This is a genomic window from Pantoea sp. E956-1 (genome assembly GCF_982223955.1).
Map to the genome: position 1 here is coordinate 653587 of NZ_CEUYZP010000001.1, position 21615 is coordinate 675201.

At 55.9% G+C, this 21615-nt stretch carries 21 protein-coding genes; 10 read left to right on the plus strand and 11 right to left on the minus strand.

Features of this window, described 5'->3' with window-relative positions; all coding sequences use genetic code 11:
* Positions 1 to 152 precede the first annotated feature (152 nt).
* Positions 153 to 1628: a glucose-6-phosphate dehydrogenase gene (gene zwf / locus AC0T7J_RS03205; RefSeq protein WP_010258671.1), complete on the minus strand. Its 1476-nt coding sequence runs from the start codon at positions 1626 to 1628 to the stop codon at positions 153 to 155.
* Positions 1629 to 1992: 364 nt separating this feature from the next.
* On the opposite strand from zwf, the gene AC0T7J_RS03210 reads away from it, so the two are divergent.
* The 3 genes from AC0T7J_RS03210 (at position 1993) to AC0T7J_RS03220 (ending at position 5737) form a co-directional block, all read left to right on the plus strand.
* A complete protein-coding gene (locus AC0T7J_RS03210; RefSeq protein ID WP_168769770.1) occupies positions 1993 to 2862 on the plus strand; it encodes a MurR/RpiR family transcriptional regulator in 870 nt (289 codons plus the stop codon).
* Positions 2863 to 2977: 115 nt separating this feature from the next.
* The gene (gene pyk / locus AC0T7J_RS03215) at positions 2978 to 4420 is read left to right on the plus strand and encodes a pyruvate kinase (protein ID WP_031591426.1); all 1443 of its coding nucleotides are present in this window, start codon (positions 2978 to 2980) and stop codon (positions 4418 to 4420) included.
* Positions 4421 to 4504: 84 nt separating this feature from the next.
* Entirely contained in the window at positions 4505 to 5737 is a 1233-nt protein-coding gene (locus AC0T7J_RS03220; RefSeq protein ID WP_473792108.1) for an MdfA family multidrug efflux MFS transporter, read from the plus strand.
* A gap of 187 nt (positions 5738 to 5924) precedes the next feature.
* On the opposite strand, the gene lpxM is transcribed toward AC0T7J_RS03220, so the two are convergent.
* From lpxM to znuA, 3 genes are all read right to left on the minus strand, one after another.
* Positions 5925 to 6899, minus strand: coding sequence for a lauroyl-Kdo(2)-lipid IV(A) myristoyltransferase (gene lpxM, locus AC0T7J_RS03225; protein ID WP_473792109.1), 975 nt, complete (start codon positions 6897 to 6899; stop codon positions 5925 to 5927).
* 125 nt (positions 6900 to 7024) lie between these two features.
* Positions 7025 to 8356 (minus strand): murein DD-endopeptidase MepM, encoded by a 1332-nt coding sequence (gene mepM / locus AC0T7J_RS03230; RefSeq protein ID WP_473792111.1) that lies wholly within the window; start codon positions 8354 to 8356, stop codon positions 7025 to 7027.
* 13 nt (positions 8357 to 8369) lie between these two features.
* Positions 8370 to 9317, minus strand: coding sequence for a zinc ABC transporter substrate-binding protein ZnuA (gene znuA, locus AC0T7J_RS03235; protein WP_473792113.1), 948 nt, complete (start codon positions 9315 to 9317; stop codon positions 8370 to 8372).
* 77 nt (positions 9318 to 9394) lie between these two features.
* Between znuA and znuC the strand changes: the two genes are divergently transcribed.
* Both znuC and znuB read left to right on the plus strand, forming a co-directional pair.
* On the plus strand, positions 9395 to 10150 hold the full coding sequence (znuC, locus tag AC0T7J_RS03240) for a zinc ABC transporter ATP-binding protein ZnuC (RefSeq protein WP_473792115.1): 756 nt from the start codon (positions 9395 to 9397) through the stop codon (positions 10148 to 10150).
* On the plus strand, positions 10147 to 10932 hold the full coding sequence (gene znuB / locus AC0T7J_RS03245; protein ID WP_010258643.1) for a zinc ABC transporter permease subunit ZnuB: 786 nt from the start codon (positions 10147 to 10149) through the stop codon (positions 10930 to 10932). The genes znuC and znuB overlap by 4 nt, the downstream gene beginning before the upstream one ends.
* On the opposite strand, the gene ruvB is transcribed toward znuB, so the two are convergent.
* From ruvB to aspS, 6 genes are all read right to left on the minus strand, one after another.
* Complete coding sequence (ruvB, locus tag AC0T7J_RS03250) at positions 10933 to 11937, minus strand: Holliday junction branch migration DNA helicase RuvB (protein ID WP_010258640.1); 1005 nt, start codon at positions 11935 to 11937, stop codon at positions 10933 to 10935.
* Between the two features lie 8 nt (positions 11938 to 11945).
* On the minus strand, positions 11946 to 12560 hold the full coding sequence (ruvA, locus tag AC0T7J_RS03255) for a Holliday junction branch migration protein RuvA (RefSeq protein ID WP_010670803.1): 615 nt from the start codon (positions 12558 to 12560) through the stop codon (positions 11946 to 11948).
* Positions 12561 to 12656: 96 nt separating this feature from the next.
* Entirely contained in the window at positions 12657 to 13184 is a 528-nt protein-coding gene (gene ruvC, locus AC0T7J_RS03260; RefSeq protein WP_003849205.1) for a crossover junction endodeoxyribonuclease RuvC, read from the minus strand.
* Between the two features lie 37 nt (positions 13185 to 13221).
* On the minus strand, positions 13222 to 13965 hold the full coding sequence (locus AC0T7J_RS03265) for a YebC/PmpR family DNA-binding transcriptional regulator (RefSeq protein ID WP_010258633.1): 744 nt from the start codon (positions 13963 to 13965) through the stop codon (positions 13222 to 13224).
* A 284-nt stretch (positions 13966 to 14249) separates the two neighbouring features.
* Entirely contained in the window at positions 14250 to 14681 is a 432-nt protein-coding gene (nudB, locus tag AC0T7J_RS03270; RefSeq protein ID WP_473792119.1) for a dihydroneopterin triphosphate diphosphatase, read from the minus strand.
* Entirely contained in the window at positions 14681 to 16459 is a 1779-nt protein-coding gene (gene aspS / locus AC0T7J_RS03275; protein ID WP_473792121.1) for an aspartate--tRNA ligase, read from the minus strand. The genes nudB and aspS overlap by 1 nt, the downstream gene beginning before the upstream one ends.
* A gap of 211 nt (positions 16460 to 16670) precedes the next feature.
* On the opposite strand from aspS, the gene AC0T7J_RS03280 reads away from it, so the two are divergent.
* The 4 genes from AC0T7J_RS03280 to cmoB all read left to right on the plus strand — a co-directional run bounded on the left by AC0T7J_RS03280 (position 16671) and on the right by cmoB (position 19732).
* Positions 16671 to 17492: a DUF72 domain-containing protein gene (locus AC0T7J_RS03280; RefSeq protein WP_473792122.1), complete on the plus strand. Its 822-nt coding sequence runs from the start codon at positions 16671 to 16673 to the stop codon at positions 17490 to 17492.
* A gap of 69 nt (positions 17493 to 17561) precedes the next feature.
* The gene (locus tag AC0T7J_RS03285) at positions 17562 to 17957 is read left to right on the plus strand and encodes an MAPEG family protein (RefSeq protein WP_010258617.1); all 396 of its coding nucleotides are present in this window, start codon (positions 17562 to 17564) and stop codon (positions 17955 to 17957) included.
* Positions 17958 to 18038: 81 nt separating this feature from the next.
* Positions 18039 to 18767, plus strand: a complete 729-nt coding sequence (gene cmoA, locus AC0T7J_RS03290) for a carboxy-S-adenosyl-L-methionine synthase CmoA (protein ID WP_010258614.1) — start codon at positions 18039 to 18041, stop codon at positions 18765 to 18767.
* Positions 18764 to 19732 (plus strand): tRNA 5-methoxyuridine(34)/uridine 5-oxyacetic acid(34) synthase CmoB, encoded by a 969-nt coding sequence (gene cmoB / locus AC0T7J_RS03295; RefSeq protein WP_010258611.1) that lies wholly within the window; start codon positions 18764 to 18766, stop codon positions 19730 to 19732. The genes cmoA and cmoB overlap by 4 nt, the downstream gene beginning before the upstream one ends.
* Before the next feature lie 4 nt (positions 19733 to 19736).
* Here cmoB and AC0T7J_RS03300 read toward each other — a convergent pair whose 3' ends face one another.
* Positions 19737 to 20357 (minus strand): LysE family translocator, encoded by a 621-nt coding sequence (locus AC0T7J_RS03300; protein ID WP_473792125.1) that lies wholly within the window; start codon positions 20355 to 20357, stop codon positions 19737 to 19739.
* 154 nt (positions 20358 to 20511) lie between these two features.
* Between AC0T7J_RS03300 and AC0T7J_RS03305 the strand changes: the two genes are divergently transcribed.
* Positions 20512 to 21609, plus strand: a complete 1098-nt coding sequence (locus AC0T7J_RS03305) for a glycerol dehydrogenase (protein WP_473792126.1) — start codon at positions 20512 to 20514, stop codon at positions 21607 to 21609.
* Positions 21610 to 21615 lie beyond the last annotated feature (6 nt).

Genomic DNA, 21615 nt, shown 5'->3' on the forward strand with positions numbered 1-21615 from the left:
TGTAAATTGCGTCACTACCATACATGATCAACTTCCTGAGCGTCTATCATCCTGCAACCATTTTGAAACGGCAGTTCAGTTTTATTCATATCGGCTGGCCCGGTTAAAGGGCGAAAAAAAAGCCCGCGTTGCGGGCTTCATTATCACGTCTGTTATTCGAACTCGTTCCACGAACGGCCATCGCGGGTGATCATCGCCACGGAGGCCACCGGGCCCCAGGTGCCCGCCTGATACGGCTTGGAAGAGTCACCATCCGCAGCCCAGGCGTCGATGATGGAATCGACATAGGTCCATGCGGCTTCAACTTCATCGCGGCGTACAAACAGCGCCTGGATACCGCGCATGCTTTCCAGCAGCAGACGCTCGTAAGCATCGGCAAGGTGCGACTGGTTAAACGTCTCGGAGTAGCTCAGATCCAGCTTGGTGGTCTGCAGTTTGTGCTTGTGATCGAGGCCTGGCACTTTGTTCAGGATCTCGATATCCACCCCTTCGTCCGGCTGCAGACGAATGGTCAGCTTGTTCTGCGGCAGCTCTGAGTAGGAGTCTTTAAACAGGTTCATTTCCGGGTTTTTGAAGTAAACCACCACTTCTGAACACTTGGTCGGTAAACGCTTACCGGTACGCAGGTAGAACGGTACGCCCGCCCAGCGCCAGTTGTCGATATCGACACGAATTGCCACGAAGGTCTCTGTGGCGCTCGACTTATTGGCACCCTCTTCTTCCAGGTAGCCCGGCACTTTTTTGCCCTGAACAAAGCCAGCGGTGTACTGGCCGCGCACGGTTTTCTCACGCACGTTGGTCTGATCGATGCGGCGCAGCGAGCGCAGCACTTTAACTTTTTCGTCACGGATGCTGTCGGCGCTGAGATCGGATGGCGGCGACATGGCGATCATGGTCAGAATCTGCAGCAGGTGGTTCTGGATCATGTCGCGCATCTGGCCCGCTTTATCGAAGTAACCCCAGCGGCCTTCGATACCCACTTCTTCGGCCACGGTAATCTGGACGTGGTCGATGGTGCGGTTATCCCAGTTATTCACGAAGATAGAGTTAGCAAAGCGCAGCGCCAGCAGGTTAAGCACGGTCTCTTTGCCGAGGTAGTGGTCAATACGGAACACCTGGCTCTCATCAAAGTACTCACCAACGCTGTCGTTGATCTCCTGTGAGGTTTCCAGTGAAGTGCCCAGCGGCTTCTCCATCACTACGCGCGCCGGTTTAGCATTCAGCTTCGCGGTGCCCAGACCCTGGCAGATAGCGCCAAAGGTGCTGGGTGGCATGGCGAAGTAGTTGATGGTGGTGCGATTTTTCTGGTCCAGCATCTTGCCCAGTTTCGGGAAGTGCGTGGTGTCGTTGACATCGAGGTTGCAGAAGTCGAGACGATTGCTGAGTTTGTCCCACAGCGCTTCGTCAATCTTCTCCTTCATGAAGGTTTCCAGTGCTTCACGTACCACTTTGGTGTATTCCGCTTTATCCCACTCGGCACGGCCGACACCAATAATGCGGGTTTCCTCGTGGATCTGCCCCGCTTTCTCTAACTGGTACAGTGAAGGCAACAGTTTACGGCGTGCAAGATCGCCTTTGGCACCGAAAATCACCAGATCGCATGCCTGGGCTGTTTGTGTTACCGCCATTTTCCTCTCCTCGTTGCAGGATAGTCCGGTGGGGATGCATCCTCTGCCACCGGGTCCAGGTTATTATTTTCTTTGAGCACAATGTACTTTTTTCCCCGCGCCAGGTAAACCGACTCGCCGGGTCAACCGCATTAACTCTGTACCGGATGTGCTATGCGCGTGTGATGACACGTGCGGATTGCCGGTTTTTTCTGTGTCTGTTGGTGTCAGGAAAATCAGGCACCGGTCAAAGTATCCCAAAAAAAAGGGCAATCGACTTGTCCGCCGTTGCGCCTGGCAGGTGCTGACACGATATAGTCTCTGTTAATCGACTCTGACGACAGGGATAATTGAAATTGGTAAAAGTGATTATGGTCATCGGCTTATGAATATGCTGGAGAAAATTGAGGCGCAGTTCGCCGCGCTCAGCAATGCGGAACAGAAAGTCGCCCGACAGATTCTGGCTGCGCCTCAGGCAGCGATGCACTCCAGTATCGCAACCCTGGCGCGCGAAGCCTGCGTCAGTGAACCCACCGTGAATCGCTTTTGTCATCGACTGGGCGCGCGCGGCTTTCCCGACTTTAAGCTGCAACTGGCGCAGAGCCTGGTGAAAAGCAGCAACTGGGTTAGCCGGGGCGTGGAGGACGATGACAGTGTGGAGAACTACAGCCACAAAATCTTTGACTCGGCGCTGGCAGGGCTGCAGCGGGTGCGGGATCAACTGGATAGCGCCCAACTGCAGCAGGCCGTCACCCTGCTCACTCAGGCTGACAAACTCGCCTTTTTCGGGCTGGGTGCTTCCGCTGTGGTGGCGCATGACGCCTTTACCAAATTTCTGCGCTTTAATCTGCCGGTCATCTGGTCAGACGATATTGTGATCCAGCGCATGAGTTGCATAAATAGTCGAGCCGGTGACGTTTTTGTTCTCATTTCGCATACTGGACGCACAAAAAATATGGTAGAACTGGCTCGCCTGGCCCGTGTAAACGGTTCCACCGTTATAGCCATCACCTCTGCCGATTCTCCCCTTGCCCATGAAGCAGCGATAGCTTTAGTGCTTGATGTACCGGAAGATACGGATATCTATTTGCCGATGGTATCGCGCCTGGCGCAGTTGACCGTGATCGATGTGTTGGCGACCGGTTTCACCCTGGAACGGGGTGCGCCCTTCCGGGAAAACCTGAAACGCGTGAAAGAGGCGTTGAAAGCGTCGCGTTACGAAAAGCACACCATTCGGGAAAAGGATGATCAGTAAAAAATTAACATCACATTTACAATGTGAGTCGTATCACAACCCGTCGATCATATAGAATAGATAACCATGCTGTGTCCACAGACCAGGGCACGCTTAAATGTTTACGGAGTCCTCGATGTCAAGACGTCTCAGAAGAACCAAAATCGTTACAACCCTCGGCCCGGCCACCGATCGTGATAATAACCTTGAAAAAATCATCGCTGCCGGCGCGAACGTTGTACGACTCAACTTCTCTCACGGCACGCCAGAAGATCACCAGATCCGTGCCGATAAAGTACGCGAGATTGCCGCAAAACTGGGTCGCCACGTGGCCATCCTCGGTGACCTCCAGGGTCCAAAAATTCGTGTTTCAACCTTCAAAGAAGGCAAAGTTTTCCTGAATATCGGCGACCGTTTCCTGCTGGATGCCAATCTGGGTAAAGGCGAAGGCGATAAAGAGCGCGTCGGTATCGACTACAAAGGCCTGCCTGCAGATGTGGTGCCGGGCGATATCCTGCTGCTGGATGATGGTCGCGTGCAGCTGAAAGTGCTGGAAGTTCAGGAGATGAAAGTGTTCACCGAAGTCACCGTGGGTGGCCCGCTGTCGAACAATAAAGGTATTAACAAGCTGGGCGGCGGACTCTCAGCAGAAGCGCTGACTGAAAAAGATAAAGCGGATATTATTACCGCCGCCAAAATCCGGGTCGACTATCTGGCCGTCTCTTTCCCACGCTGTGGTGAAGATATGAATCTGGCACGTCGTCTGGCGCGCGAAGCGGGTTGTGACGCCAAACTGGTTGCAAAAGTGGAGCGTGCCGAAGCGGTCGCCAGCCAGGAAGCGATGGATGACATTATTCTGGCCTCTGATGTGGTGATGGTGGCGCGTGGCGATCTGGGTGTTGAGATTGGCGATCCGGAACTGGTCGGCATTCAGAAAGCATTGATTCGTCGTGCCCGTCAGCTTAACCGCACCATCATTACTGCAACGCAGATGATGGAGTCGATGATCACTAACCCGATGCCGACCCGCGCAGAAGTGATGGACGTGGCGAACGCCGTGCTGGATGGTACCGATGCCGTGATGCTCTCTGCGGAAACCGCAGCGGGTCAGTATCCGGCTGAAACTGTCTCAGCGATGGCGAAGGTCTGCCTGGGCGCGGAGAAGATCCCGAGCGTCAACGTCTCCAAGCATCGTCTGGACGTGCAGTTCGACAATGTCGAAGAAGCGATTGCCATGTCATCGATGTACGCCGCGAACCACCTGCAGGGCGTCACCGCGATCATCACCATGACCGAGTCAGGCCGTACCCCGCTGATGACCTCACGTATCACCTCGGGCCTGCCGATTTTTGCCATGTCACGCCATGAACGCACGCTGAATCTCACCGCGCTTTATCGCGGCGTAACGCCAGTGTTCTTCGACAGCAATAACGACGGTGTGGCGGCTGCGCATGATGCCGTTAACCTGCTGCGCGACAAAGGCTTCCTGGTCTCTGGCGATCTGGTTATTGTCACGCAGGGCGATGTAATGGGCGCTACCGGCACCACCAACACCACGCGTGTCCTGCGCGTGGATTAATTGAGCCCGGGTTTACATTGTCGGTGTAGAATAAACGACGCGACTGCCTGGCAGTCGCGTTTTCTTTTCTGACAAGGAGGCCAGATGGCCCGTTTCCACCCCATCAGCCAGCTTACCGGCCGAATTTTACTCTTTCCTCTGGCGTTAGTGCTGTTCGAGTTTGCCACCTATATTGCTCACGACATGATCCAGCCTGGTATGCTGATCGTCACCAGCGAATTTTCCGTCGGCCCTGAATGGGTTTCTACCTCGCTGACCGCTTACCTGATTGGCGGCGTGGTGCTGCAATGGCTGCTGGGCCCTCTCTCTGATAAGTTTGGCCGGCGACCGGTGATGCTCTTCGGCATCCTGTTTTTTGCCGTCGCCTGCATGCTGATGCACTGGGTCAGCTCGATTGAAGAATTTGTCAGCCTGCGCTTTATTCAGGGCATCAGCCTCTGCTTTATCGGCGCAGTCGGCTATGCCGCGATTCAGGAGGCCTTTGATGAGGCACTGGCGGTGCGCATGATGGCGCTGATGGCCAACGTGGCGCTGCTGGCTCCGCTGGCGGGTCCGCTTGCTGGTGCAGCCTGGCTTACCATTGGCAGCTGGCGCAGCATGTTCTGGCTGTTTGCCGCCTGCAGCCTGGTTGCCTTTGTGGTGCTGTGGCGTGTGATGCCCGAAACCGCCGGTGACCGCAGTCACTCCATCGCTCTGCCCAATCTGGCGCGCAACTACGGCCGGCTGATGAAAGACCGGCTGGTGATGTTTGGTTCCTTCGCTATCGGGCTGGTGTTTATCCCGATCCTCACCTGGGTTGCCCTTTCGCCGGTGATCCTGATGCACGACGAAGGTCTGTCGCGTATGCAGTACGCCCTGTTGCAGTTGCCGGTGTTTCTGGCAATGATCGCCGGTAACCTGACGCTAAGTAAGCTGGCGGGACGCGTGCCCATAGAACAGCCGGTGAAGTTCGCCGCCTGGCCGATTCTGATTGGTCTGAGCCTGGCGTTGGTGGCGAGCCTGATGAACAGCCACGGTTATCTGCTGATAACCGCGGGTCTGAGCCTCTACGCTTATGGCGCGGGCATGGTCAATGCAGGACTCTATCGCCTGACGCTCTACGCCAGCAACGAAGGCAAAGGCAGCGTGGCAGCGATGCTGGGAATGATCAGTATTATGACGCTGGCAGTGGGAATTGAGCTGGCGAAAAGTGGCTACTTCAGCGGCGGCACGCTGTGGTTTTGTCTGGTCAATTTTATCAGCGGCGTGCTCTGGTTTGGTCTGGTGATCCTGTTTATGCGCGAGCGTAAACGTCGCAGCAGGCTGGAGGCGTTATAAACAGGCAGCGCAGCCACAGGTTTACCCTGAGCAGGCAGCTCAGAAGTTCAAAGCGATGAGAGTATATGACTGTAGCAAAACAGCGCGGGCCAGGGAGGGCGCCTTATGCGTCTTTGCGAAAGGCGTCTGCTTCCTGAGCCAGTTCCTTCCCTCTCATCATAAAAAGGCCGCTTGCGCGGCCTTTTTACTATTTGCGCGGATACAGCTCTTTACGCGAATACGGTTCAGTCTCACCCGCTTTGCGGGTCTTCAGCAGCTTGAGGATCCACGTGTACTGCTCGGGATGCGGGCGGACAAAGACTTCAACTTCTTCATTCATCCGGCGAGCCAGCTGATGGTCATCCGCCTCCAGCAGATCGTCCATCGGCGGACGAACATAAATCTCAAGCACATGCCGTTCACTGTTATAAACCGGGAACAGTGGCACCACGCGGGCACGGCACAGCTTCATCAAACGCCCCAGAGCCGGCAGCGTCGCTTTATAGGTGGCAAAGAAATCGACGAACTCGCTGTGCTCCGGACCATGATCCTGATCGGGCAGATAGTAGCCCCAGTAACCCTGTCGTATCGAACTGATAAACGGCTTAATTCCGTCATTGCGGGCATGCAACCGGCCGCCATAGCGGCGACGTGCCGTGTTCCAGGCATAGTCCATCAGCGGGTCGCTCTGATTATGGAACATCGCCGCCATCTTCTGGCCTTCTGATGCCAGCAACATCGCGGGAATATCCACCGCCCAGCCGTGTGGCACCAGGAAAATCACATTCTGCTCGTCAGCCATCATCTGATCGATAATGTCACGACCATGCCACTCAACACGATCACGGATATGCGCCGGATCGCGCAGTACCAGCTCGGTCATCATTGCCATCGCCTGCGGTGCCGTCGCAAACATTTCATCGACCAGTGCTGCGCGCTGCGCCTCGCTGAGTTCCGGCAGACAGTAATAAAGGTTAATCAGCGCACGGCGACGCGCACCCTTTGCCAGCTTACCCGCGAAACGGCCCAGACGCCCCAGTAGCGGATCGCGCACTTTTGGGGGTAAATAAGCCAGACCCGCCAGCGCACCAATTGCCAGCCAGCTGCCCCAGTACTTAGGTTTGAGAAAAGAACGTTCAAAAACGGGAATAAATTCAGTGTTATTTTTTTTACGGGTTTCCATGCACTCGCCTCAAGCAATGACCGGCTAATGATAGTGACGACCTGAAAATTTGCAATCATCCTGCGCCAGATAGCAAAAAACCGACGGGGAACCCGTCGGTTTTTACGCGATTTGACGAAATTCGCTTATTTAAGACCCAGCTGCGGCAGCCAGGATTTAACCTGTGCCAGGTAATCACTGCGATCTTTGCCGGTCAGGCCTTCCATGCGCGGCAGTTTCGCCGTTAATGGGTTCACTGCCTGATTATTGATCCAGATTTCGAAATGCAGATGCGGCCCGGTGGAACGTCCGGTATTGCCTGACAGTCCAATACGGTCGCCACGCTTCACTTTCTGTCCAGGCTTCACCAGCACTTTCTTCATATGCATATAGCGCGTCATATACTGACGACCATGACGTATCGCGACGTAGTTACCGGCGGCACCGCCGTTCTTCGCCACGACGATCTCACCATCACCCACCGCCAGCACCGGCGTACCGATTGGCAGCGCAAAATCGACACCTTTATGCGGTGCAATACGGCCGGTGACCGGGTTGAGACGACGCGGATTAAAGTTAGAGGAGACACGATATTGCTTCACCGTCGGGAAGCGCATAAAGCCGCGCGCCAGACCGGAGCCGCTACGATCGTAGAACTTGCCATCTTCGGCGCGGAAAGCGTAATAGTCTTTACCTCCGCTGCGCAGGCGCACACCCAGCAACTGACTCTGCGCACTCTTCCCATCCAGCATTTCGCGTGACATCAGTACGCTGAACTGGTCTCCCGCACGCAGCTTACGGAAATCCATCTGCCACTGCAGCGCTTTGATTACGGCGCTGGATTCGGCACTGCTCAGCCCGGCACGCTGGGCGCTGGCGGCGAAACTGCCGCGCACTTCGCCCTGCATCACGCTGTTGCGCCATTCACCCTTCTGCATCTCCGCATCCATCTTAAAGCCGCCTTTAGGGGTGCGCTCATAGGTGCGGGTTTCACGGCGGGAGATTTCCCAGCTCAGGGTTTTCAGGCCACCATCATCATCCAGCGTCCAGCTCAGCTGCTGACCAACCTGCAGATTACGCAGGTCGCGGTCGCTCATCACCAGCGCATTAATGTCACTGATGTCGATGCCATACTGATTCAGCGCACTGCTCAGGGTATCGCCCGATGAAACGGTGTAGTCGTGAACCCCTGCCGTTTGGGGCACATCGGTATCGACATCGTCCGCAGGCAGTTCTTCGTCCGGTTCCGGTGTGCTCTGATCGATAGGCTCACTGGCTTCCGGCAACAGCGTGCGGAACGTGTTCTTATCCAGTTCGATATTTTTGACGATGGGCGTCACATCATCCGAAGGATGATAAACGTAAGGCCGCCAGACAGCGACGGCCAGAGTGACTACAGTTAAAGAACCCAGCATTACGCGGTGGGGGCGCGGCAAATTATTAAATGCGAGGGCGACAGAGCGGGCTATCTGCTGCACTTTTACCTATTCCTCATGCTCCATTCAGGCAGCTTTCATACTGGCTCGACAGTTGTGAGAGGAATTTCACATAGCTGTCTTTGGCTAAGCTGATGTCTGTTCCCAGAGGATCGAGCGTGCCTTTACGCACCTGCGTTCCGCGGGCGACAGCATCGATGACTGCTGGCCTGAATTGTGGCTCAGCAAAGACGCAGACCGCCTTTTGCTCAACCAACTGTGTTCGTATCTGATGTAAACGCTGAGCGCCCGGCTGAATTTCAGGATTGACGGTAAAGTGCCCGGTAGGCGAGAGACCGTATTGTTTTTCAAAGTACGTGTAAGCGTCGTGAAAAACGAAATATCCTTTATTTCTGACCGGAGCGAGTTGTGCGCTAACGCGTTTGTCCGTGTCCGCCAAAGCTACCTCAAACTGCTGGAGGTTGGCGTCAAGTTTGGCTTTATCTTGCGGCATAAGTTCCAATAATTTTCCATGGATTGCAACCGCGGTCTTGCGCGCAATCTCTGGCGACAACCACAGGTGCATATTAAACTCGCCGTGATGATGGTGATGAGCATCGGCGTCCTGTTCTTCGGATTTTTCCCCTGTGTGTTCATCTTCATCTTCACCACCGCTAATCAATAACGGTTTTACCCCGTCGATGTTCACCATCGCGAGGTTTTTTTGGGGCGGAAGTTCAGACGCAGACTTCGCCATAAAGGCTTCCATTTCAGGCCCGACCCAGACGACTAAGTCCGCGGTTTTTAAGCGTTTTGCATCAGAGGGCCGCAAAGAATAATCGTGTTCAGAAGCCCCATCCGGAAGCAGTACTTCAACCGGTGTGACACCATCAGCAATGGCCGCAGCGATAAACCCTACCGGTTTAAGCGAAGCCACGACATTCGCCTGAGCAGGAAGGGTTAACAAAGCTGAAACCGATAAAGCCGTTAAGGCGAATAATGCGCCCTTTTTATTATGTAACATATTGCGTCATTCCATCGTGACCATGAGTTAGAATGTGATATTATAACATTCGAAATTCTGTGCAACCTGTAAATACTATGACCTCACTTGTTACACTCGATAATGTTTCGATAAAGTTTAATCAGCGCAATGTGTTATCAGGTGTCAGCCTGGCCTTGCAGCCTGGGCGGATCCTGACTCTGCTGGGTCCCAACGGCGCTGGAAAATCAACGCTGGTGCGTGTGGTGCTTGGCCTGCTCGCCCCCACTACCGGTAGCGTTCAGCGTGATCCCGGTCTGCGTATTGGCTATGTGCCACAGAAGCTGCACATTGATCCGACCCTGCCGGTGACGGTGGAGCGCTTTATGCGTCTGACCCGGGGCAGCAAAAACGCCGAAATCCTGCCAGCACTGAAACGCGTGCAGGCGGGTCATCTGCTCAATTCCCCGCTGCAAAAGCTTTCCGGTGGTGAAACCCAGCGTGTGCTGCTGGCGCGTGCCCTGCTCAATCAACCTCAGCTGCTGGTGCTGGATGAGCCTACGCAGGGGGTGGATGTGAACGGTCAGGTGTCACTCTATGACCTCATCAATCAGTTACGCGTTGAACTGAACTGCGGCGTACTGATGGTCTCCCATGACCTGCATCTGGTGATGGCCAAAACCGACGAAGTGCTGTGCCTTAACCATCACATCTGTTGTTCCGGTACCCCGGAAGCGGTATCACAGCATCCGGAATTCATCGCCATGTTTGGTCCGCGCGGCGCGGAGGAGCTGGCAATTTATCGTCATCATCATAATCACCGTCACGACCTTCAGGGACGTATCGTTTTACGCAAAGGACAGGGTCCATCATGATTGAGTTGTTATTACCGGGTTGGATAGGCGGTGTGATGTTAGCGCTGGCTGCCGGTCCGCTGGGGTCGTTTGTTGTCTGGCGCAAGATGTCCTATTTCGGCGATACCCTGGCGCATGCCTCGCTGCTGGGCGTGGCATTTGGCCTGCTGTTTAATGTGAATCCTTACTACGCAGTGATTCTGGTTACGGTCTGTCTGGCGCTGGGGCTGGTCTGGCTGGAGCGTCGTCCGCATCTGGCTATCGATACCCTGCTGGGGATTATGGCGCACAGTGCGTTGTCGCTGGGCCTGGTGGTCGTCAGCCTGATGAAGAACGTTCGCGTCGATCTGATGGCGTATCTGTTTGGCGACCTGCTGGCGGTGACGCCAGACGACCTCTGGATGATGGGTGGCGGCGTGGTGATCGTATTGCTGGTGATGGCGTGGCAGTGGCGGTCGCTGCTGTCGATGACCATCAGCCCGGAACTGGCACAGGTGGATGGCGTCAATATCCAGCGTACCCGACTGATTCTGATGCTGGTCACGGCACTGACGATCGGAGTGGCAATGAAGTTCGTGGGTGCGCTGATCATTACCTCACTACTGATTATCCCCGCTGCGACCGCACGTCGTTTTGTGCGCTCGCCGGAAGGCATGGCGGCCGTCGCCGTCGTCATCGGGGTGATCGCCGTAACCGGCGGTCTGACCTTCTCCGCTTTTTACGACACGCCAGCCGGGCCTTCAGTAGTGCTTTGCGCCGCCATCCTGTTTATCTTCAGTATGGTACGTAAACCGGCAGTCTAGTTACTCTTCGCGCGTAATGCCGAAATGACGATAAGCATGCTGCGTGGCCATCCGGCCACGCGGTGTGCGCTGAATGAAGCCCTGCTGAATCAGGAAGGGTTCAATCACATCTTCGATGGTTTCGCGCTCTTCACCAATGGCGGCAGCCAGGTTATCCAGCCCCACCGGCCCACCCATAAATTTGTCGATGATCGCCAGCAGCAGTTTACGGTCCATGTAATCGAACCCTTCGCTGTCTACGTTCAGCATATCCAGCGCGCTGCAGGAGACTTCACCGCTCAGGTCACCGTTAGCCCGCACTTCGGCGAAGTCACGAACGCGTCGCAGCAGACGATTGGCAATACGCGGCGTGCCGCGGGCGCGACGGGCGATCTCTAACGCCCCTTCGTCACTCAGCGCCAGACCCAGACAGGCGGCGCTGCGGCCTACGATGTGCTGCAAATCTTTAACCTGGTAGAACTCAAGCCGCTGCACAATGCCGAAACGATCGCGCAGCGGCGAGGTCAGCGAGCCCGCACGCGTGGTGGCGCCAATCAGGGTAAACGGCGGCAGATCGAGCTTGATTGAGCGTGCAGCCGGGCCTTCGCCAATCATAATATCCAGCTGATAATCTTCCATCGCCGGGTAGAGTATCTCTTCCACCACCGGTGAGAGGCGATGGATTTCATCGATAAACAGAACGTCGTGCGGTTCAAGGTTGGTCAGCATCGCCGCCAGGTCGCCCGCCTTTTCCAGCACCGGACCTGAGGTAGTGCGCAGATTAACGCCCATCTCGTTGGCCACGATGTTCGCCAGGGTGGTTTTACCCAGTCCCGGCGGACCGAAGATCAGCAGATGATCGAGCGCATCGCCGCGCAGTTGCGCTGCCTTGATGAAAATCTCCATCTGCTCACGCACCTGCGGCTGACCGACATACTCGGTCAGCATCTTCGGGCGAATAGCGCGGTCAATAACCTCTTCTTCGCTGATACTGGCAGCGGAGATCAGGCGGTCGGCTTCTATCATGAATTACCTCAAATGGCGGCGCGTAGCGCTTCGCGGATCAGGGTTTCGCAATCCGCATCCGGTCGTCCGACTTTACTGATCATACGGCTCGCTTCCTGCGGTTTATAACCCAGTGATACCAGCGCGGCAACCGCTTCGGCTTCCGCGTCATTGGTTTCCGGCTCGGCGCTCGGCGTGGTCAGCGTAAACGCAGAATCGCCGCCAAACAGGTCGCCGTGCATCCCTTTGAAGCGGTCCTTCATCTCGACCACCAGACGCTCAGCCGTCTTTTTGCCCACGCCTGGCAGTTTCACCAGTGAGGCGATCTCCTCTTTCTCAACAGCGGTTACAAACTGCTGCGCCGACATGCCGGAGAGGATCGCCAGCGCCAGCTTGGGTCCGACGCCATTCACTTTAATCAGTTCGCGAAACAGCGCGCGCTCCTGCTTGCTGTTAAAACCAAACAGCAACTGGGCATCTTCACGCACCACAAAGTGGGTAAAAATGACCGCTTCATGCTGAAGTTCAGGCAACTCATAAAAACAGGTCATGGGCATATAAATTTCATAGCCGACGCCGTGTGCCTCAAGCAGCACCAGTGGCGGCTGCTTTTCCAGAATATTGCCCCGTAAACGACCTATCACCTGAACGCTTCCTTAACTAACGAATGTGGCGGATTTTATAACATAAAAAAGGCTGGATGAATATCCAGCCTGAGAGTGAGACCTGGGCGATGACGGCTAACCTGAGCGTAACCGTCCGCGCGTCAGCACCAGCTTGCTGTCACTCATGCGCGCCGCATTCTGAGCCACATGACAGTGCGTAATGGCAATTGCCAGCGCATCGGCGGCATCGGCCTGCGGGTTCGCTGGCAGCTTCAGCAGGGTTCGCACCATGTGCTGTACCTGACTTTTCTCTGCGCTGCCGATGCCAACGACGGTCTGTTTAACCTGACGGGCGGCATACTCAAACACCGGCAGATCGTGATTTACCGCGGCAACAATCGCGGCACCGCGCGCCTGGCCGAGCTTCAGCGCGGAGTCTGCATTCTTCGCCATAAACACCTGTTCAATGGCGAAGAAGTCAGGTGAAAACTGCGTAATGATTTCACAGACGCCCGCATAAATCAGCTTCAGACGGGCGGGCAACTCGGTGGTATTAGTGCGGATACAGCCGCTGCCCAGATATGTGAGCTGGCGGCCAGTCTGACGAATAACACCATAACCGGTGATGCGTGAGCCGGGATCGATACCCAGGATAATCGACATTACGCCTCTTTGGTTAAAGTGATTACGGTAGACGCCATTACAGCGTTTCCGCTACCTCGTCGGAGATTTCACCGTTGTGATAGACCTCCTGCACATCGTCGCAATCTTCCAGCATGTCGATCAGACGCAGCAGTTTAGGTGCGGTTTCCGCATCCATTTCGGCTTTGGTGGTTGGGATCATCGCCACTTCTGCAGTGTCCGCTTTCAGGCCGAGTGCTTCCAGTGCATCACGCACCGTGCCCATCTCTTCCCATGCGGTGAAGACATCAATCGCGCCGTCGTCATAGCTGACCACATCTTCTGCGCCCGCTTCCAGAGCCGCTTCCATCACCGCATCTTCATCCTGACCCGGCGCATAGGAGATCACGCCTTTCTTGTTGAACAGGTAAGCCACGGAGCCGTCGGTGCCGAGATTCCCGCCGGTTTTGGTGAAGGCGTGACGCACTTCGCCCACGGTACGGTTACGGTTGTCACTCAGGCATTCAATCATGATGGCCGAGCCGCCAGGACCGTAGCCTTCATAGATGATGGTTTCCATGTTGGCATTGTCATCGCCGCCCACACCACGCGCGATAGCGCGATCCATGGTGTCACGCGTCATATTGTTCGCCAGCGCTTTATCCATCGCTGCACGCAGACGCGGGTTTGAGCCCGGATCGCCGCCGCCCAGCTTGGCCGCCGTCACCAGCTCACGAATGATTTTGGTGAAGATTTTGCCGCGCTTGGCATCCTGCGCCGCTTTACGGTGTTTGGTATTTGCCCACTTACTGTGTCCTGCCATTTTAACTTTTCTCCGATCTTTTACAGGGTGCAGGCTATTCTGCTTGCGAGCCTGTTTACCGTCCGTACGCATACAGGTGACTGACAACCTGCATGCCCCGAGGGCGAGCTTCGCGAAGCATCCTCATGTACAAGCGTACGCTGACGATGTCGCGCGGGCGGTGAACAACCTCACGGTGCCGATTACGCCTGACTGTTCAATATGTTGGTGAAGTCCGGTTAAAACTCACCAGATTCATAAAATTTAATCTATCCGCCGCCGGAATACCGGGCGATGGCGAGCATTCAGATAAATTCTTCAATTGCCTGGCGGTTACTCCATGATCGGGTTAATGCTGCAGCGTCCGCGGGTGCCAGCCAGCGAAACGTCAGATGCTCGGTGAGCATCACATTGCGCTCCGTCGGCAGTTGCAGGCGAAACCAGTGCTCGTGATTATGGGTGACATCAGGGGCATAGCGATGGCGGAAATGGGGAAAGATTTCAAAGTCGATTTGACGCTGACAATCCTCCACCTCCAGCCGCTCGGCCAGCACGTCGATGCCGACTTCCTCATTCACTTCACGACACGCGGTCGCCAGCGGTGACTCTCCCGACTCCAGGCTGCCGGTAACCGACTGCCAGAACGTGGGGTCGTCGCGTCGCTGCAGCATCAACACCCGGCCAGTATCGCGCGCCGAAATGATTACCAGCACTGAAACCGGGTGTTTATAGCCCATTATTTATTCTCAGGCTTTTCTTTTTTAACGACCTGAATACCGAGCTCCAGCAGGGAAGCCGGATTGGCTTCGCTTGGCGCTTCGGTCATCATGCAGGCGGCCGCGGTGGTTTTCGGGAACGCAATGACGTCACGAATGTTATCGGTGCCGGTCAGCAGCATGGTCAGGCGATCCAGACCAAAGGCCAGGCCCGCATGCGGTGGCGTACCGAACTTCAGCGCATCCAGCAGGAAGCCAAACTTTTCACGCTGCTCATGCTCTTCGATACCCAGAATGCTGAACACCGTCTGCTGCATTTTGCCGTTGTGGATACGCACTGAACCGCCGCCCACCTCATAACCGTTGATCACCATGTCGTAGGCATTCGCCACGGCACGGGTTGGATCGGCGGCCAGCTCTTCTGCGCTCATCTCTTTTGGCGCCGTGAACGGATGGTGCATCGCAGCCAGACCGCCCTCTTCGTCCTCTTCGAACATCGGGAAGTCGATCACCCACAGCGGTGCCCAGGCTTTCTCATCAGTGATGTTCAGCTCGCGGCCCACTTTCAGACGCAGTGCACCCAGTGCATCAGCGACCACTTTGGCGCGATCGGCACCAAAGAAGATAATGTCGCCATCCTGAGCACCGGTGCGGCTCAGAATGCCTTCCACGATCTCTGCATTCAGGAACTTAGCAACCGGGCTCTGTACGCCTTCCAGGCCGTCAGCACGGACGTTAACCTTCATCCACGCCAGACCTTTGGCGCCGTAAATCTCCACGAACTTGCCATATTCATCAATCTGCTTACGGCTCAGCTGTGCGCCGGTCGGTACGCGCAGCGCGGCAACACGGCCCTTTTCATCGTTAGCCGGGCCAGAGAAGACCTGGAACTCCACGTTCTTCAGCAGGTCGCCGACGTCCACCAGCTCCATCGGGTTACGCAGATCCGGTTTATCAGAACCGTAGCGATGCATCGCTTCTGCAAAGGTCATCTGCGGGAACTCACCGAGATCAACGCCCTGCACGTTCTGCCACAGATTGCGGATTAAACGCTCCATGATTTCACGCACCTGTGGCGCGGTCATAAAGGAGGTTTCCACGTCGATCTGGGTAAATTCTGGCTGGCGATCGGCACGTAAATCTTCGTCGCGGAAACATTTAACGATCTGATAGTAGCGGTCAAAACCGGACATCATCAGCAGCTGTTTGAACAGCTGAGGTGACTGCGGCAGCGCATAGAATTTGCCTTTATGTACCCGGCTTGGCACCAGATAGTCACGCGCCCCTTCCGGCGTCGCTTTGGTCAGCATCGGGGTTTCAATATCCAGGAAACCTTCGTCATCCATAAAGCGACGAACAAAGCTGGTGATTTTTGCGCGGGTTTTCAGACGCGTCACCATCTCAGGCCGGCGCAGATCCAGATAGCGGTACTTCAGACGCGCTTCTTCGCTGTTGGTCTGATTCGAGTCCAGCGGCAGTGGCTCAGAGCGGTTAATGATGGTCAGTGCCTGGGCAAAGACTTCCACTTCACCGGTCGCCATATCGCTGTTTTTGTTCTTCTCATCACGCGCCCGCACGGTACCGGTAATCTGGATACAGAATTCGTTACGCAGTTCAGAAGCCAGCTTAAATGCGTCCTGGCGATCGGGATCAAAAAACACCTGCACGATGCCTTCACGGTCGCGCATATCGATAAAAATCAAACTGCCCAGATCGCGACGGCGGTTTACCCAGCCGCAAAGCGTGACTTGCTGACCCACATGAGACAGATTGAGCTGTCCGCAATATTCTGTACGCATAACACTATCCTTTTAACTTCGCCGCTGCATCTGACAGCATCCGGCCGCGTTACCTGTTGCGATGCTGTCGCAAAAATGGCGGTCATTATAATGGAAAAAGCCAGACAGGATAAGCAGATCCGCGCCAAAGCGCCGATTTCCTGTGTGCATTTGCCCCCCAGCCTGACCCTGACGGATAATGGGGTATCTTAATCTGCAGCCAGGAGCGCGCGTGACACTTCGTATTGGCCTGCCCCAGTGGCAGCATTCACACTGGAAACGCTGGGGCATCGAAAGCCTGGCGGACTATGCCCGCTATTTCCATTGCGTAGAGGGAAATACCACGCTCTATGCGCTGCCGAATCCGGAAACGGTGATGCGCTGGCGTGATATGACGCACGATGCGTTTCGCTTCTGCTTTAAGTTTCCCAATACCATCAGCCATCAGGCGGCGCTGCAGCACAGCGACGACCTGCTGACCGATTTCCTGCGCCTGATGGAGCCGCTGGCCGATCGCATCGGTCAGTACTGGCTGCAACTGCCTGCCAGCTTCTCACCGACGCAGCTCGACGACCTGTGGCGCTTTCTTGACAGCCTGCCGCGCCGTTTTCACTACGGCGTCGAAGTCCGCCACCCCGCTTTCTTCGCCAAGGGTGAAGCGGAGCGGGCGCTGAATCGCGGCCTGCTGGCGCGTGGCATCAATCGCGTAATCCTCGACAGCCGTCCGGTTCACGCCTCCACCTCGCAAAGTCCGGCCGCGCTGGTGGCCCGCGCACAGAAGCCCCGGGTGCCGCCTCATGCATTGCGAACCGGCTCGCAGCCGATGGTGCGTTTTATCGGCAGTGATAGCGTGGAAGAGAGCGTGCCGCTGTTTCAGATCTGGCGTGACAAGCTGACGGCGTGGCAGCAACAGGGCGACACCATGCTGTTTCTGCACACGCCTGATATGGGCCAGGTCTTTCCGCTGGTGCAGGCGCTCTGGCCGCAACTGCAACAAATCGATCCGGCTATTGGCAATGGACCGGACTGGCCGCAGCAGACGTCACTGTTTTGATCCCTGCCCAGGACAGCGGGCTGTGCGCCCGTTAGAATAGAAGCATTATGGACAGTCGCAGGGGTGGCAATGGTTAGCGCGTTATATGTGGTGATGGGTGCATTACTGGTGATGAAATTCACGCTGGACGTGGTTCGCTACCGCCGTTTCTATCGCGTGGCGTATGGCGATGGCGGCTACCACGACCTGAAAATGGCGATTCGCATTCATGGCAACGCCATCGAAACTATTCCGCTGGCGCTGTTTCTGCTGGTGATGATGGAGATGAACGGCGCCGATATCTGGATGGTGCATCTCACGGGTCTGCTGTTCTTTATCAGTCGCCTGCTGCACGCCTGGGGTTTGCGCAGCAGCGCAATGGCAGGCCGCAAATATGGCATGCTGCTGACGCTATTTTCCCTGTGCGGCATGGTGATTTTTAACCTGATCTATATGCCGTGGGAACTGGTGCTGACGCTGCATTAAGCTGGCCTGGGTTAAGGGGTGCAGCCCGCCCCACTTTCTGCGAGAATAGCGCCCTTTCCGTCGTCTCTTCGGATTTTCGATATGTCTGACCGCGATCAACTCTTCTCAGCGCCCATTGCAAAACTGGGCGACTGGACTTTTGACGAGCGCGTAGCTGAAGTCTTTCCTGACATGATTCAGCGCTCGGTGCCGGGCTACTCCAACATCATTTCGATGATTGGCATGCTGGCAGAACGTTTTGTTACCCCGGACAGCAAGGTTTATGACCTGGGCTGCTCGCTGGGCGCGGCCACCCTGTCGGTGCGCCGCAATATTCAGGTGCCGGGTTGCCAGATCATCGCAGTGGATAACTCCCCGGCGATGGTGGAGCGCTGCCGTCGCCATCTTGATGCGTTTCGCGCAGATACACCGGTAACGGTGCTGGAAGCGGATATCCGCGATATTGAGATTGAGAATGCCTCTCTGGTGGTACTCAACTTTACTCTGCAGTTTCTGGAACCGCCTGCGCGTCTGGCGCTGCTGGAAAAGATCTGGCAGGGACTGAAACCGGGCGGTGCGCTGGTACTGTCAGAGAAGTTCAGTTTTGAAGATGCCGAAGTCGGTGAGCTGCTGTTTAACATGCATCACGACTTCAAGCGCGCCAACGGCTACAGCGAACTGGAAATCAGCCAGAAACGCAGCATGCTGGAAAATGTGATGCTGACTGACAGCGTTGAAGCTCATAAAGCCCGTCTGAAACAGGCCGGTTTCTCGCACGCCGAACTCTGGTTCCAGTGCTTTAATTTTGGATCTCTGGTGGCGTTGAAATGATCGACTTTGGCCGTTTTTATCAGCAAATTGCGGTGGGACCGCTGGCGAAGTGGCTGGAAGTGTTACCGGCGCAAATCAGCGAGTGGCAGCGTGAAAACCTGCATGGGCACTTCCGCGACTGGTACAAGTCGCTGGAGTATCTGCCGCTGCTGGAGCCTCAAAAGCTTGACCTGCTGCACAGCGTTACCGCCGACCGCGATGACATCAGCGATCGTCATCGTCAGGGTATTGAGAAATTACTGCGCAACCTGATGCCGTGGCGCAAGGGGCCCTATTTCCTTTATGGCACCCACATCAATACCGAATGGCGATCTGACTGGAAGTGGGAGCGCGTGCTACCGCACATCTCTCCGCTGGCGGGCCGCACAGTGCTCGATGTCGGTTGCGGTAGTGGCTATCACATGTGGCGGATGATTGGCGCGGGTGCCCATCTGGTGGTCGGCATCGATCCAATGCAGCTGTTCCTGGTGCAGTTCGAAGCGGTGCGTAAGCTGCTGAACGACGATCGCCGGGCGCATATGCTGCCGCTGGGCATTGAGCAGTTACCGGTATTGCAGGCATTCGATACCGTGTTCTCGATGGGCGTGCTCTATCATCGCCGTTCGCCGCTGGATCACCTGTTACAGCTTAAGAATCAGCTGGTCAGCGGTGGCGAACTGGTACTGGAAACGCTGGTAATTGAAGGCGATGTGAATCAGGTGCTGGTGCCTGGTGAGCGATATGCGCAGATGCGCAATGTCTTCTTTATTCCATCAGCTGAAGCGCTGAAAAGCTGGCTGGAAAAAAGCGGCTTTGTCGATGTCCGGATTGTCGATTTTGCCCTCACCACAACTGAAGAGCAACGCCGTACCGACTGGATGACCAGCGAGTCTCTGGCTGAATTCCTCGATCCCGATGATCCCAGCAAAACGGTCGAGGGCTATCCGGCGCCTCTGCGCGCCGTGCTGGTTGCCACCAAACCGTAATGCCCTAGCGGCGAGACAACGCCAGTTTCGCCGCAAATCCTATAAACACACAACCGGTCAGGCGATCCATCACCTTCAGCACCCGCGGTTTTCGCAAATGACCGGCGAAATAGTGGCTGCCGCCAATCAGTACCGCATTCCAGATCAGCCCCAGTAGCATGTGTGCCAGCGCCATCAGACTACACCAGAGCGCCACCGACGCCCCCGCCGGGATAAACTGTGGCAAAAAACTCACATAGAAGATGCCCACTTTGGGGTTTAGCAGATTGCCCAGCAGCCCGCGGCTGAAACAGGCAAGATAGCCCGGTTGCAGCGCGGGTTGTTGCGTGTCGATTGCTGCCTGACGGGGTTTCAGCAACAATTTCAGCCCCAGCCAGAGTAACCAGGCGGCACCCAGCCACTTAAGCAGGTTATAGGCCATTTCGGAGGCCAGCAGCAGCGCGCCTAATCCGAATCCCACCGCGACACCCCAGACCAGACAGCCGAGCGTGATACCCAGTGCCGTCACGCTGGCGCGCTTCGCGCCCTGAGCGACTGCTGAGCGCAACACCAGCGCGGTATCAAAGCCCGGCGTCAGCGTCAGTATGGTGATGGCAAACAGAAATGAAAACAGCGTGGTGGTCATGGCGTTCTCCCTGGAGGTAACAGCCGATCAGCAGCGAATGGGTGTCCTGCCAGCGTAACAGGCCCGTCGAATTATCTCACCCTGCTTACTCTCCCTGTTCGTCAGCGTGTGCCAGGCTAAGGACGGTTTAACTTCATATTAAGGAGCTGTGATTATGAGTAAATTTATCTTCTCTTCACCCCGTAAATATGTGCAGGGCGCGGGCGTGCTGGATGAGCTGGGTCCCTATGTGGCCGAACTGGGTGATAACGCTTTTCTGGTCGCGGATGATGTCGTCTGGAAATTGATCGGCGAACGCGCGCAACAGGCGCTGCAAAAGGCGGACGTTACCTTCAACTGGCACCAGTTCAACGGCGAGGCGTCGAGCAATGAGATTACCCGCCTGAGCCAGCTGGCGAAAAACCAGGGCTGTAACGTGGTTGTCGGGCTGGGCGGCGGAAAAACGCTGGATACAGTTAAAGCGGTGGCGGATGAGCTGAAGCAGCCGGTAGCCATCGTGCCTACTATCGCCTCCACCGATGCCCCCTGCAGTGCGCTGTCGGTCATCTATTCTGACAGCGGCGTATTTGAGAGCTATCGCTTCTACAGCAAAAATCCTGATTTGGTGCTGGTGGATACCGCAGTCTGCGCCAGTGCGCCAGCACGACTCTTTGCCTCAGGCATTGCAGATGGACTGGCGACCTGGGTTGAAGCGCAGGCGGTGGCGCGCTCGCATTCAAAGTCGATGGTCAATGGTGATCCGACAATTGCCGGACTGGCGATTGCCCGTGCCTGCGAAGAAACGCTTCTTACCTGGGGTTACAGCGCCTATGTTGCCGTCACCCAAAAACGAGTGACGCCCGCGGTGGAAGCGGTGGTTGAGGCGAATACGCTGCTATCGGGGCTGGGCTTTGAAAACGGAGGGCTGGCAGCTGCGCACGCTATTCATAATGGGTTCACCGCGATTGATGGGGATATCCACCATCTGACCCATGGCGAGAAAGTCGCCTATGGCACACTGACGCAGATGGTCCTTGAGAAGCGTCCGGATGAGGACATTGCGCGCTATATCCGCTTCTATCGCTCGATCAACATGCCGACTACGCTCCGGGAACTGCATCTGGAAAATGAGAGCTGGGAGAATCTGGTGAAAGTGGGTGCACTGGCGAACAGTGAGGGCGACACGCTGAAAAACCTGAATCCAAATCTTTCACCGGAAGATATTGCACACGCACTGCTGGCGCTGGATGCCTTTAGTCAGACGGTAAAATAGCCACCC